This is a genomic window from Nocardioides sp. (assembly GCF_031397825.1).
Classification (GTDB): Bacteria; Actinomycetota; Actinomycetes; order Propionibacteriales; family Nocardioidaceae; genus Nocardioides.
This window is the reverse complement of the sequence record NZ_JANNML010000107.1, coordinates 24,408-36,943: the sequence shown is the minus strand read 5'-3', so window position 1 is coordinate 36,943 and position 12,536 is coordinate 24,408. Positions and strand designations below refer to the sequence as shown.

Annotated in this window: 14 protein-coding genes; 7 read left to right on the top strand and 7 right to left on the bottom strand. The window is 71.4% G+C overall.

Features of this window, described 5'->3' with window-relative positions; translation table 11 throughout:
* Positions 1-2: 2 nt before the first annotated feature.
* The 3 genes from RMN98_RS09455 to RMN98_RS09445 are packed head-to-tail and all read right to left on the bottom strand — an operon-like array spanning position 3 to position 1,755.
* On the bottom strand, positions 3-1,046 hold the full coding sequence (locus RMN98_RS09455) for a hypothetical protein (protein WP_309648563.1): 1,044 nt from the start codon (positions 1,044-1,046) through the stop codon (positions 3-5).
* Positions 1,043-1,546 carry a SigE family RNA polymerase sigma factor gene (locus RMN98_RS09450; protein WP_309648562.1) on the bottom strand — a complete coding sequence of 168 codons (504 nt, stop codon included), beginning with the start codon at positions 1,544-1,546 and terminating at the stop codon, positions 1,043-1,045. The genes RMN98_RS09455 and RMN98_RS09450 overlap by 4 nt, the downstream gene beginning before the upstream one ends.
* A 59-nt stretch (positions 1,547-1,605) precedes the next feature.
* A complete protein-coding gene (locus tag RMN98_RS09445) occupies positions 1,606-1,755 on the bottom strand; it encodes a hypothetical protein (RefSeq protein WP_309648561.1) in 150 nt (49 codons plus the stop codon).
* Positions 1,756-1,897: 142 nt separating this feature from the next.
* Between RMN98_RS09445 and RMN98_RS09440 the strand changes: the two genes are divergently transcribed.
* Positions 1,898-3,508, top strand: coding sequence for an ATP-binding protein (locus RMN98_RS09440; RefSeq protein WP_309648560.1), 1,611 nt, complete (start codon positions 1,898-1,900; stop codon positions 3,506-3,508).
* A gap of 6 nt (positions 3,509-3,514) precedes the next feature.
* On the opposite strand, the gene RMN98_RS09435 is transcribed toward RMN98_RS09440, so the two are convergent.
* From RMN98_RS09435 to RMN98_RS09420, 4 genes are read right to left on the bottom strand one after another with little or no spacing between them, the layout of a single operon-like run.
* On the bottom strand, positions 3,515-3,922 hold the full coding sequence (locus tag RMN98_RS09435; RefSeq protein ID WP_309648559.1) for a Fur family transcriptional regulator: 408 nt from the start codon (positions 3,920-3,922) through the stop codon (positions 3,515-3,517).
* Positions 3,909-4,922: a metal ABC transporter permease gene (locus RMN98_RS09430; RefSeq protein WP_309648558.1), complete on the bottom strand. Its 1,014-nt coding sequence runs from the start codon at positions 4,920-4,922 to the stop codon at positions 3,909-3,911. The genes RMN98_RS09435 and RMN98_RS09430 overlap by 14 nt, the downstream gene beginning before the upstream one ends.
* Positions 4,922-5,716 carry a metal ABC transporter ATP-binding protein gene (locus RMN98_RS09425; protein ID WP_309648557.1) on the bottom strand — a complete coding sequence of 265 codons (795 nt, stop codon included), beginning with the start codon at positions 5,714-5,716 and terminating at the stop codon, positions 4,922-4,924. The genes RMN98_RS09430 and RMN98_RS09425 overlap by 1 nt, the downstream gene beginning before the upstream one ends.
* Complete coding sequence (locus RMN98_RS09420; RefSeq protein WP_309648556.1) at positions 5,713-6,654, bottom strand: metal ABC transporter solute-binding protein, Zn/Mn family; 942 nt, start codon at positions 6,652-6,654, stop codon at positions 5,713-5,715. Before RMN98_RS09420 ends, RMN98_RS09425 begins: the two co-directional genes overlap by 4 nt.
* A gap of 63 nt (positions 6,655-6,717) precedes the next feature.
* Here RMN98_RS09420 and RMN98_RS09415 point away from each other — a divergent pair, with 63 nt between their 5' ends.
* The 6 genes from RMN98_RS09415 to RMN98_RS09390 all read left to right on the top strand — a co-directional run bounded on the left by RMN98_RS09415 (position 6,718) and on the right by RMN98_RS09390 (position 12,532).
* A complete protein-coding gene (locus RMN98_RS09415) occupies positions 6,718-7,038 on the top strand; it encodes an antibiotic biosynthesis monooxygenase family protein (protein WP_309648555.1) in 321 nt (106 codons plus the stop codon).
* 49 nt (positions 7,039-7,087) lie between these two features.
* On the top strand, positions 7,088-8,485 hold the full coding sequence (locus RMN98_RS09410; protein WP_309648554.1) for a glycine--tRNA ligase: 1,398 nt from the start codon (positions 7,088-7,090) through the stop codon (positions 8,483-8,485).
* 59 nt (positions 8,486-8,544) lie between these two features.
* Positions 8,545-9,252: a hypothetical protein gene (locus RMN98_RS09405; protein ID WP_309648553.1), complete on the top strand. Its 708-nt coding sequence runs from the start codon at positions 8,545-8,547 to the stop codon at positions 9,250-9,252.
* Between the two features lie 27 nt (positions 9,253-9,279).
* Positions 9,280-10,272: a hypothetical protein gene (locus RMN98_RS09400; protein ID WP_309648552.1), complete on the top strand. Its 993-nt coding sequence runs from the start codon at positions 9,280-9,282 to the stop codon at positions 10,270-10,272.
* Between the two features lie 58 nt (positions 10,273-10,330).
* The gene (dusB, locus tag RMN98_RS09395) at positions 10,331-11,479 is read left to right on the top strand and encodes a tRNA dihydrouridine synthase DusB (RefSeq protein WP_309648551.1); all 1,149 of its coding nucleotides are present in this window, start codon (positions 10,331-10,333) and stop codon (positions 11,477-11,479) included.
* 153 nt (positions 11,480-11,632) lie between these two features.
* On the top strand, positions 11,633-12,532 hold the full coding sequence (locus RMN98_RS09390) for a mucin-2 protein (RefSeq protein ID WP_309648550.1): 900 nt from the start codon (positions 11,633-11,635) through the stop codon (positions 12,530-12,532).
* The last annotated feature ends 4 nt before the right edge of the window (positions 12,533-12,536 follow it).

Here is a 12,536-nt window from a genome sequence, read left to right as displayed (position 1 = left end):
GCTCAGTCGTCCGTGACCTCGACGTCCTGGCCCACGATGACCCCGTCGACCCCCCGCAGCTCGGCCCGGACGCTCCTGCCGTCGTAGGGCGCGAGCGCCACCCACACCGCCCGCTCGCCCCAGCTCGGGTCCGTGAGCCGGGCGCCGCTGTAGTCCTCCGAGCCGGCTGTCACCTCGAAGGCCGTCGCCCCGGGTTGGTCGGGCATCGCCAGGAACACGAAGGGCTGGTCACGCCCGACCATGTCGTCGGCCAGGAAGAAGATGTCGCTGAGGTCGCGCAGGCCGGCCCGCGCGTCGCCATGGCCCGTGGGGCTCTGCGTGGTGATCGACGAGCCCGGCTGCCCGCTGCTCCAGCAGAAGCGGGCGCCGCACGGGGCGACGTAGAGCGAACGGTGCCGGGTCACGAGCCCGGAGTAGTCGTAGACCGAGCGGTCGTCGACGAGGACCGGGGTGAGTCCCCGGTCGCCCGTCGCCAGGGCGTCCTGCGGTGGGTGCGGCTCGGTGTCGCGGACCCCGAGGCGCAGGCCGTCCGACGTCGGCGTCGCGGGGGAGCCGTTGCCGCACACGGTGGACCGCGCCATCACCCAGGTGCCGTCGCGCTTGGTGTAGGTGGTGATGCTGCCCAGCGTCCCGTCGGCGTTGCCGAGGTAGAGACGGGCGGTGTCCCCGTCCTCGTCGAAGCGCCACCGTGGTGCGCGGTTCTCCTCCGCCACCTGGGCCGGAGTCTGGTCCCGGAGGTCGGGGACGAACTCGTCCTGCGCCCCCGACAGGTCGACGGCCTGCTGCTCGGGACAGGTGAAGGCGGTGTCGACCGACCGGTCCGACGCGACGCGGTCGTCCCCGCCGAGCCGGTCGATGCCGAGCCCCACGCCGGCGACGACCATCAGGGCTGCGGCGCTCGCCAGCAGCACGACCGGCGTACGACGGCGCGCGCGACGCACCGGGAGCCGTTCGCGGGTCGCAGCGAGGAGCCCTAGGGCGTCCACGTCGAGGGCCTCGGCCTCGTGGCCCAGCGCCTCGGTCAGGCGATCCTCGATGCGGCTCACGACTCCTCCTCACCCAGGGCCGTCGCCAGTGCGGCGAGCCCCCGGGACACCTGGGACTTCACGGTGCCGGGTCGGACACCCATGATCTCGGCGACCTGCTCGTGGGGCAGGTCCAGCCAGTAGCGCAGCACCAGCGCCTCCCGCTGGCGCCGTGGCAGCCGGGCGAGCTCGTCCACGACGGCTCGTCGGGACCCGTCGGGGCCGGGCTCGTCGGTCGTGACGGTCACCAGGTGCCGCTTGCGGTCGGCGGTCTGCTGACGCCTGGCCCGCGAGCGCACCTCGTTGACCACGATGCGGTTGAGGTAGGGCACGGCGTCCTCGCCCGCGACCCGCGACCACGCGGCGTACAGCTTGACGAAGGCCTCCTGCACCACGTCCTCGGCGTCCCGCGCCCCCAGCAGGTGCGCCAGCCGGGTCAGACGCGCGGCGTGCCCGAGGAAGAGCGCATCGAAGACGGCCTCGTCGGCCTGGGTGCTCCGCCCCCGAGGGAGTGGGGTCACGACGGTCTCCATGCCCCTACCTACGCCGAGCCGCTGCGAAAGGTTGAGCGACTCCTGGATCAGCCGACGCTGGTGCGCAACAGCCAGGCGGTCTCGCGGACGGCGTCGGTGTCCTCAGCAGGATGGTCGACGACGTCCTGGGAGGTGACGGTGTCCTCGAGCCGGGTCGGCTCGGGCAGCATCGAGAAGCGATCGGGTCCCTGGGTCACGCTCACACCTCCTGGCGGCACCTCTTGGCGGCTCTGCCTCAGCCTACGCCGATCGCCGGGAAGGTGGCCCAGATCAGGGTCCGCGTGAAATTGTGCCTCTGTTCTGCGACCCTGGGGCCTCGTGCAGTGGAGGGGCAGGTCGATGTCGCGTCGGGAGAGCACGGTCGTCCACGGGGACCTGACCGGGACGTCCACGGCTGACTCGTTCGCCAGCCCCCGGATCGCCCAGTCCCTCCTGACGATCCTCTTCGCGCTCGACCTGGGTCTGCGCTTCGCCGGTGACGCCTCGAGCGGGCGGTGGCCCCAGGTGGGCGCCGGGATGCTGGCCGTCGTCACGCTCGCGACCTTCGTGACCCGCTGGGAGAAGCTGCCGCTCGCTGCCCCGATCGTGGTCGCCGTCGCGGACATCGCCGTGATGGGGCTGACCCGCCTCGACGCCCAGGGCGGCGCCTCGGGGATCCTGCTGGTGCTCCCGGCCATCTACCTCGGCCGCTACCACGGCCGGCGCGGTGTGGTGGTCACCGTCGTGGCGGGACTGGTGCTCCAGGCGGTCCCCGGCTTCCTCTACTTCGGCAACGACGGGCCCAACCTGTCGCGAACCCTGCTGAGCCTGACGGTCGCGGTGGTGGTCTCGCTCGCGATGGCGTCGGCGGTCAGCCGGCTGGAGCACCAGCGCCGGGTCTCGGCTGCGATCGTCGACAGCGTCGATGTCGGGCTGGTCCTGATCGACGCGCGCGGCGTCTACCAGTCGATGAACCGTCGCCACCTCGACTTCATCGAGCTGGCCTACCCGACCGGCCACCGCGGTCTCGCCGGCCAGCTGGGTCTGGTCTTCGGGGCCGACGGCACGACGCTGGTCGTGCGGGAGGACATGCCGACCTTCCGTGCCGCCCAGGGCGAGGAGTTCGACGACCAGCGCATCTGGGTGGGCGACGACGACATGACGCGGCGTGCACTGTCGGTCTCGGCGCGCGTGGTGTGGGACGAGAACGACGAGTTCGCAGGTGCGGCGCTCGCCTACAAGGACGTCACCGACTTCATGCGCGCGCTGCAGGTCAAGGACCAGTTCGTCGCGTCGGTCTCCCACGAGCTGCGGACGCCGCTGACCTCGATCCACGGCTACTCGCTGCTCCTGCTCGACCAGGAGGACCTGCCCGCCCAGACCCGGGCGCACCTCGCGGTGATCAGCCGCAACACCGAGCGGCTCCAGCGGCTCGTCGACGACCTGCTGCACACCGCCCAGGTCGACGAGGAGGGACTGCACGTCGAGCGCTCCGACACCGACATCGCGCAGGTCGTCCGCGACGCGGTGCAGGCGGCCGAGCCGGCGGCGCGCGCGCACGGGGTGTCGCTCAGCGTCGACGCCCCGGCCTCGCTCGTCGTCCGCGTCGACCCGCAGCGCATCGCCCAGGTCGTCGACAACCTGGTCTCCAACGCGGTGAAGTACACCCCGTCCGGAGGCGACATCGCCGTGCGGGTGGGGATGGACGGCACCCGGGTCGAGATCTCCGTCAGCGACACCGGCGTGGGGATCGATGCCGCCGACCGGGACCGGCTGTTCACCCGCTTCTTCCGGTCCCGTCATGCCTCGGAGCGAGAGATCCAGGGCGTCGGCCTCGGGCTCAACATCACCCGCAGCATCGTCGAGGGGCACGGTGGCCGCATCGAGGTCGAGAGCGAGCCCGGGCGGGGGAGCACCTTCCGCGTCCGGCTGCCCGTGGGCGCCGGGGCACGGCCCGCCGACGAGGGCTGAGGGCGCTCAGCGGCAGGACGGGCAGGTCCCGAAGATCTCGAGCGTGTGGCTGACGTCGGCGAAGCCGTGCTCGTCGGCCATCGCCCGGGTCCAGCGCTCGACGGCCGGGCCCTCGACCTCGACCGTGGCCCCGCAGGAGCGGCAGACCAGGTGGTGGTGGTGCGTGTCGGAGCAGCGTCGGTAGATCGCCTCGCCCTCCTCCGTGCGCAGCAGGTCCACCTCGCCGCCCTCCACCATCCGCTGGAGGCTGCGGTAGACCGTGGCGAGCCCGACCCGCTCACCGCGCCGGCCCAGCAGCTCGTGGATCTCCTGGGCGGAGCGGAAGTCGTCGAAGGAGGCCATCGCCTCGGCGACGGCGATCCGCTGTCGCGTCGGGCGTACGGCGGGCGCGCCGTCGGCGTCAGTGCTCGTCATAGTGCTCCCCGTGCGGGGCGTGCCGGTGGCCGCCGTGGACGTAGTCGACGTGATCGCCGTGCGGGACGGCCACGTGGCCGCACTCGGGGCCGTGGTCGTGGGGGTGCTCGCCGACCTCGTGGGACTCGGTCGGCGTCGCGGCGTCCGGCGGCAGGGCCGGGAAGGGCGTGCGCAACAGCTGCCGGTGGCGCAGCCACGCGCCGAGCGGCCAGGTGATCACGAAGCCGAGCAGCGCCAGCAGCACGATCGTGGACCCCGGCGCCACCCGGGTGCCGGCGGGGGCGAGCGCCGAGAGCGAGAGGCCGCCCACCGAGGCGAGGGCACCGAGCGCCATGGCGGTGAGGAGGGTCGCGCGGAACGAGCGTGTCAGCTGCTGGGCGGTCGCCACGGGCACGACCATCAGGGCCGAGACGAGCAGCAGCCCGACGGTGCGCATGGCGATCGTGACGCTCACCGCCGCGAGGACGGCCACGAGCAGGTTGTAGGTGCGGACCTGCAGGCCGGCGACCCGTGCGAAGTCCTGGTCCTGGGAGACGGCGAACAGCTGGGGGGCCAGGCCGACGCCGACGAGGATCACGACGGCCGCTAGGGCCATCGTGATGTAGACGTCCCCGACCGAGATGGTGGTGATCGAGCCGAAGAGGTACTCCTGCAGGTTGGCCGCGCTCTGCCCGGCGAGCCCGGTCAGCAGCACGCCCCCGGCGAGCCCGCCGTAGAAGAGCAGGGCCAGGGCGACGTCACCGTTGGTGTGGCCGCGCTCGCGGATGACCTCGATGAGGATGGCCCCGAGGACGGCGACGACCACGGCGGTCCAGGTGGGGGCGATCCCGGTGAGGATCCCGAGGGCCACCCCGGTGACCGCCACGTGGCCGATGCCGTCGCCCAGGAGGGCGAGGCGGCGCTGGACGATGTAGGTGCCGACCGCGGGGGCGGCCATGCCCGTGAACAACGCGGCCAGGAGGGCCCTCTGCATGAACTCGTAGGAGAACAGGTCGAACATCAGCGTCCCTCCAGCGGGCTGGCGACGTGGGGGACGTGGTCGTGGCGCGACCGGCCACGGTCGTCGGCGCAGTGGTGGTGGGCATGGGTCTCGCCGAAGCGGGGGTCGTGCACCTGGTGGTCGGCCAGGGGCGCGCCGTCGTAGGCGATGCGGCCGTCGCGCATGACCACGGCGCGCGCCACCAGGTCGGCGAGGGGGCCGAGCTCGTGGGCGACCAGCACGATCGTGGCGCCGCGGGACTTCAGCTCGCCGAGGGCGGCGCTGAGCGCCAGCTGGTTGGGCAGGTCGACGCCCGCCGTGGGCTCGTCGAGGAAGAGCAGCTCGGGCTCGCCGGCCAGGGCGCGGGCGATCAGGACCCGCTGCTGCTGGCCCCCGGAGAGGTGCGAGATGCCGTCGCGCGCGCCATCGGCGAGACCGACGACCTCGAGGGCGTCCCTGATGGCCGTGCGGTCCACGCGTGACAGCGGCCGCAGGAGTCGGCGGTGGGTGAGACGCCCCGAGGCGACGACCTCCCAGACCGAGGCCGGCACGCCCGAGGTGGCGCCCGTGCGCTGCGGCACGTAGCCGATGCGCTGCCAGTCGTGGAAGCGCTCGAAGGGGGTGCCGTAGAGCTCCAACGATCCGGCGGTCAGGGGGCGGAGCCCGGTCAGGGCCCGGATCAAGGTGGTCTTGCCGGAGCCGTTGGCGCCCATCAGGGCCACGAACTCGCCGGTCTCGACACTCAGGTCGATGCCACGCAGGACCGGGCGGCCGCCGATCGCGACCGCCCCGCCCGTGAGTGCCAGAGGAGTCACGAGCACCCGTTGGCCTTTGCGAGCTCGGCGAGGTTGGACTCCATGAGGGAGAGGTAGTCCTGGTCGGCCGTCTCGTCGCCCAGGCCCTCGATCGGGTCGAGGACGGCGGTGGCGACCCCGACGTCGGAGGCCAGGGAGTCGGCGATCTTGGTGGTGCCGAGGCGCTCGGCGAAGACGGTGGTGATGCCGTCGGTGGTGATCAGGTCCTGGAGCCGGGCCAGGTCGGCCGGAGTGGGCTCGGCCTCGGGGGAGAGTCCTGCGATCGGCTCCATGACGAGACCGTACTTGGTGAGGTAGCCGAAGGCGTCATGGCTCACCACGACGGTCTGGCGCTCGCAGTCGGACAGCGTCCTGCTGTAGCTCGCGTCGAGGGCCTCGAGGTCGGCACGCAGGTCGGCGGCATGGGCGGTGTAGGTCTCGGCGTTGTCCGGGTCGACCGCAGCCAGGCTCTCGGCGACGGCGTCGCCGAGGTCGGCCATGCGCAGCGGGTCCTGCCAGAAGTGCGGGTCGAGGTCGTTGGCCTCGTGGCCGTGGCCGTCGTCGGCGGTGTGCTCCTCGTCCTCGAGAGAGCGCAGGTCGACGACCTCGGCGGCGTCGACGACCTCCCCGGTGGCGTTGGCCCCGACGGAGGAGTCGACGGCCGGCTGGAAGCCGGTCTCGTGGACGACCACGTCGGCATCCACGATCTGGCCGGTGGCGCGGGGGTCGATGTCGAGGTCGTGCGGCTCGCCGCCGGGCTGGGTCAGGTTGGTGACCTCCGCGAGGTCGCCCGCGACCCGGCCGGCGACGTACTGCAGGGGGTAGAACGCGGCGACGACCTGGACGCCGTCGCTGGCGTCGGCGCCGCCCTCCGTGAGGGCCCCGCACCCGCTCAGGGCCAGCGCCCCGGTGAGGAGGAGGGCGGGGGTGCGGAGTGCAGGACGACGACGCGACTTCATGAGAATCATTCTCAAGGGAATGAGAATCGTTGTCAACTCAGGTTCGCGGCTAGCCTGAGCCCCATGCTGGTGGTCAACAGGTTCCGTGTGCCCGAGAGCGACTGCGACGTGTTCCGGGTGGACCTCGAGACGGCCCGCCAGGTCCTGGCCACACGCCCGGGCCACCTGGGCAGCCACATCGGTCGCAACCTCGACGACCCGACGCTCTGGGTGCTCACCACCACCTGGGAGAACGTCGGCGCCTACCGCCGCGCGCTGTCGTCGTACGACGTCAAGATGGGCGCCGTGCCTCTGCTCAGCAGAGCGGTGGAGGAGCCCAGCGCCTACGAGATCGTGGAGCCGGGGACCGTGCTCAACATCGAGTCCACGAGATCGTTAGGCTGACCGCTCCAGGACCGGCAGCCAGCCGGCCGAGAAGCAGGAGCTCCCCAACGTGGCATCCAAGCCGGCAACCGCACTCGACCAGGTCGTCTCCCTCTGCAAGCGTCGCGGGTTCGTCTACCCGTGCGGCGAGATCTACGGCGGCACCAAGTCCGCCTGGGACTACGGCCCGCTGGGCGTGGAGCTGAAGGAGAACATCAAGCGCCAGTGGTGGAAGTCGATGGTGACCGCCCGTCAGGACGTCGTGGGCCTCGACTCCAGCGTCATCCTGCCGACCCGCACCTGGGAGGCCTCCGGCCACATCGGGACCTTCAGCGACCCGCTGACCGAGTGCCAGTCGTGCCACAAGCGTTACCGCGCCGACCACATGCAGGAGGACTACGCCTCCAAGAAGGGCATCGAGGACCCTGACACGGTCGACATCGCGGAGCTCGCGTGCCCCAACTGCGGCACCCGTGGCGCCTGGACCGAGCCGCGCCCGTTCAACATGATGCTCAAGACCTACCTCGGCGTCATCGAGGACGAGTCGGGCCTGCACTACCTGCGCCCCGAGACCGCGCAGGGCATCTTCCTCAACTTCGCCAACGTCGTCACCACCAGCCGGCAGAAGCCGCCGTTCGGCATCGCCCAGATGGGCAAGTCGTTCCGCAACGAGATCACCCCCGGCAACTTCATCTTCCGCACCCGCGAGTTCGAGCAGATGGAGATGGAGTACTTCGTCAAGCCCGGTGAGGACGAGGAGGTCCACCAGTACTGGATCGACCAGCGCACCGCGTGGTACGTCGACCTCGGCATCGACCCCGACAACCTGCGCCACTTCGAGCACCCCGCCGAGAAGCTCAGCCACTACGCCAAGCGCACCGTGGACATCGAGTACCGCTTCGGCTTCTCCCAGCGCGGCTTCGAGGAGCTCGAGGGCATCGCCAACCGCACCGACTACGACCTCAAGCAGCACAGCACGTTCTCCGGCAAGGACCTGTCCTACTTCGACCAGGCCAGCGGTGAGCGCTACATGCCCTACGTCATCGAGCCGGCGGCCGGCCTCACCCGGTCCCTGATGGCCTTCCTGATCGACGCCTTCGACGTCGACGAGGCGCCCAACACCAAGGGGGGCGTGGACACCCGCACCGTGCTGCGCCTCGACCCGCGCCTCGCGCCGGTCAAGGTCGCGGTGCTCCCGTTGAGCCGCAACGCCGACCTCTCGCCCAAGGCGCGCGACCTGGCCACCGAGCTGCGCAAGCACTGGAACGTCGACTTCGACGACGCCGGCGCGATCGGCAAGCGCTACCGCCGCCAGGACGAGATCGGGACGCCCTACTGCGTCACGGTCGACTTCGACACCATCGACGACCAGGCGGTGACCGTGCGCCACCGCGACTCCATGGAGCAGGAGCGCATCGGTCTCGATCGCATCACGTCCTTCTTCGCGGAGCGATTCCTCGGTTGCTAGTGCGACGCCCGGTGCACAATGGCCGGGTGAACCGGGTGCGGCGCCGTGCAGGCGTCTTCGTGAGTGTCCTTGCCCTGTCGACGATTGCCCTGGCGGGCTGCTCCGACGACGCGGAGCCGGAGCCCGACGCGGCTCCGGCGCCGGGCGAGACCTCGGCGACCCCGGGCTCCGCCTCGGCCACCGAGACGCCGTACCTCCCGGTCCCCGACGGGGTGGAGCTCACCGCCCAGGGCACGGAGCTCGGCATCGGTGACGAGGCCGTCGTGGCCTACGAGCCGCGTCAGGACATCCTCGGCGTGCTCGAGATCACCGTCGACCGGATCGACAGGACGACGTTCGCGAAGTCCTTCGCGGGGTGGAAGCTCGACGCCGCGACCAAGGCGATGACGCCCTACTTTGTCCAGGCGACCGTCACCAACAACGGCGAGACCGACCTCGGCGGTCGTCCGGTGCCGCTCTACATCGTCGACTCCGCCGACACCCTGGTCGAGTCGTCGACGTTCAAGGGCACCTTCAAGCCCTGCCCGAGCAAGCCCTTCCCGAAGGTCTTCGGTGCCGGCAAGACGATGTCGACCTGCCTGGTCTACCTCGCACCCGAGGGCACCACGCTCGAGGCCGTCAGCTTCCGCCCGACGCAGGAGTTCAATCCGATCACCTGGACCGGCAAGATCACCGCGCCCCAGCAGGACAAGCCGAGGGGTGACAAGGGACGCGGCGAGGGCAAGACTGGCGAGCGCTCGAGCAAGGGCGGCACGCGCGCCGGCTGACCGGCGCCTTCCCAGGAGGACCACCGCATGGATCTCGTACGACGGACGCTCGCGGTGCTCTCCGGCCTCGCCGCCGGGCTCGCGCTGGTCGCCGCATCGACCGCGACCGCTGCTGCCCGCGAGAGCGTCGACGCGGGGAGCCTCCCGACCGGGCCGCGACCGGCCGTTGCCTACCTCGAGGGCCGCACCCTGCACCTCCCGTCGGGCAGCAACCAGGTGCTGCCCTTCCCGGCCTCCCACGCGGGGTCGCTCTCGCTGCTGGGCCCCAGCGTCCAGGGCTGGGTGGTGCTCGACCGCTTCGGTGGGTCCGCCCGCATCTACAAGGTGAAGAACGGCGCCAAGACCCCCTTCTGGCGCACCGGTGACCTGTCGGCCTACTCGTGGCGCCTCGGCGTCGACGGCAAGCGCGTCCTCCAGCTCTACACCGACCGCAGTGCCGTCTCCTCGGCCGTGGTCTTCGACCTCGCGGGCCGGCGGGTGGCCTCGATGTCCTTCCCCGGCTACGCCACGCTCCTCGCCTTCACCGGCGACCGCGCGGTCGTGGTCGGCGACAAGACCTGGGACTGGTTGATCGGCTCGCCCAGGTCGGCGATCTCGGTCGACCGGGCCCCCGCCGCCGACATCCGCAAGAACATCCTGTTCCTGCCCGACGAGGCCGGCACCGGGGTCGGTCCCACGACGCTCGGCCTGCCCGACGCCCCGGAGTGGGTGGCGTCGTTCCAGCCGCGCGCGGTCTCGCCCGACGGCTCCTACGTGGTCGGCCTCAGCCCCAACGGCACGAGCATCCAGGTGCGCGACATGGTCGACGGCTTCCTCGTGCGCAGCGTCACGATCCAGCACCGGTCGGGCTTCCCCCTGCTGTGGGAGAGCGACACCTCCGTCGTGCTCGGCGTGAAGACCGCCCAGGGGCGGGCGCTGGTCCGCTGCAAGGTCACCGGCCCCTGCAAGCGCGCCACCGGCTTCTCGGCCGGGTCGCGACCGATCACCGTCTCGTTCCAGCCCCACTACTTCGGCGACTGAGGCGAGCCCGGCCCGAGGAGTTTTGGAGGGTCGCCGGGTCGGCGGCGAGAATGACCCCATGCCAGCAGCGCCCGTCGTGCCCTCGTCCCTGACCCTCGGGTCCGTGACCGTCGACACCCCGGTGGTCCTGGCGCCGATGGCCGGGATCACCAACGCCGCCTATCGGCGCCTCTGCGCCGAGCAGGGCGCCGGCCTCTACGTCTGCGAGATGATCACCTCGCGCGGCCTCGTCGAGCGCGACGAGCACACCCTCGACATGCTGGTCTTCGACGAGCTCGAGACCACCCGCTCGGTCCAGCTCTACGGCACCGACCCGGTCTACGTCGGCAAGGCGGCGGAGATCCTCTGCGGCGAGTTCGGGGTCGCCCACATCGACCTCAACTTCGGCTGCCCCGTCCCCAAGGTCACCCGCAAGGGCGGGGGAGGGGCCCTGCCGTGGAAGCGCGGGCTTCTCGGCCAGATCCTCGAGGCCGCGGTCGCCGCCGCGACGCCCTACGACGTCCCGGTCACCATCAAGACCCGCAAGGGCATCGACGACGACCACCTGACCTACCTCGACGCCGGCAGGATCGCCCAGGAGACCGGGGTCGCGGCGATCGCCCTGCACGGGCGCACCGTCGCCCAGGCCTACTCCGGCCAGGCCGACTGGGAGGCCATCGCGGCCCTCGTGGAGCACGTCGACATCCCGGTCCTCGGCAACGGCGACATCTGGGAGGCCGCCGACGCGCTGCGCATGGTCGAGCAGACCGGTGTCGCCGGGGTGGTCGTCGGCCGTGGTTGCCTGGGGCGGCCCTGGCTCTTCCGCGACCTGGCCGCGGCCTTCGCCGGCGAGCAGGTGGCGACCCTGCCGACGCTCGGCGAGGTCTCCGCGATGATGCGTCGCCACGCCGAGCTCCTGTGCCAGCACATGGGGGAGCAGCGTGGGTGCAAGGAGTTCCGCAAGCACGTCTCGTGGTACCTCAAGGGCTTCGCCGCAGGTGGTCACATGCGGCGCTCGCTGGCACTCGTCGACACGCTCGCCAGCCTCGACGCGCTCCTGGTCGAGCTCGACCCGGACGAGGCGTTCCCGGTCGCGGAGCTCGGTTCGCCCCGCGGTCGTCAGGGCTCGCCGCGCGAGCGTGTCGTGCTGCCGGAGGGGTGGCTCGACGACGCCGACGGAGCCGGCTCGCACGTCCGTGAGGACGCCTCGGAGACCACCGGCGGATGACCCTCGGGTGACCTCCGGGTGACTGGGAACACCCGTAAAACCTTGCCGGGGATGGCGACAGGCCCCCAGGACTGTGCTTCACTCGATCTTCGTGCCTGCCGTTGACCATGCGGCGGGCACCCGTCTTGTCCTCAACAGCAAAGGATCAGCGCTGTGGCAGATCATCGCCACAAGCGGGACACCAATGCCCGCCGCAAGCCCCGTGCCGTCGTCATCGCCGGCCCCCTCGCCTTCCTGGCGACGGCCTCCGCAGTGACCCTGGGAGTCCTCACCAGCGAGCCCGCGAGCAGCGACCTCCCGGCCGCCGCAGCCGTCCCCTCGAGCGCACCGAGCGCCTCGAGCGCGCCGAGCGCCTCGGAGTCGGCCGACCTGGCTCTCGACGCGGATCGCCGCAGCCGCACGGTCAGCCGCGGCGCCTCGCGCGGTGAGCTCACCAGCCTCCTGTCCGCGTCGGAGATGGTGATGTCGCAGGAGTCCACGCGCAAGGCGATCAAGAACGCCGACCAGCGCCTGTGGACCACCACGACCCTCAACCTGTGGGACGAGCCGGGCGAGAAGGCCCGCCAGGTCGGCGAGATCGAGCCCGGCGAGAAGGTCCTGGTGACCGGTCGCAAGCTCTACGGTCGCGACGAGATCGTCCTCGACGGCACGTCGCGCTGGGTCACCACCGGCTACCTCTCGGCCGAGGAGCCCGCCACCCTCGGCGGCGCCTGCACCAACGGCACCTCCGTGCCCAGCGGCGTGAGCCCCAACATCGTGGCCGTCCACGCGGCGGTCTGCGCCAACTTCCCCGAGATCACCACCTACGGCACCTTCCGCAGCGACGGTGAGCACAGCCAGGGCCTGGCCGTCGACATCATGGTGTCGGGAGATCGCGGCTGGGAGGTCGCGGAGTTCGTGCGTGAGAACTACGAGGCCCTCGGCGTCAGCTACCTCATCTACTCCCAGCAGATCTGGTCCGTCGAGCGTGCCGGCGAGGGCTGGCGTGGCATGGAGGACCGTGGCTCGACCACGGCCAACCACTACGACCACGTGCACGTCACGACCTACTGAGACC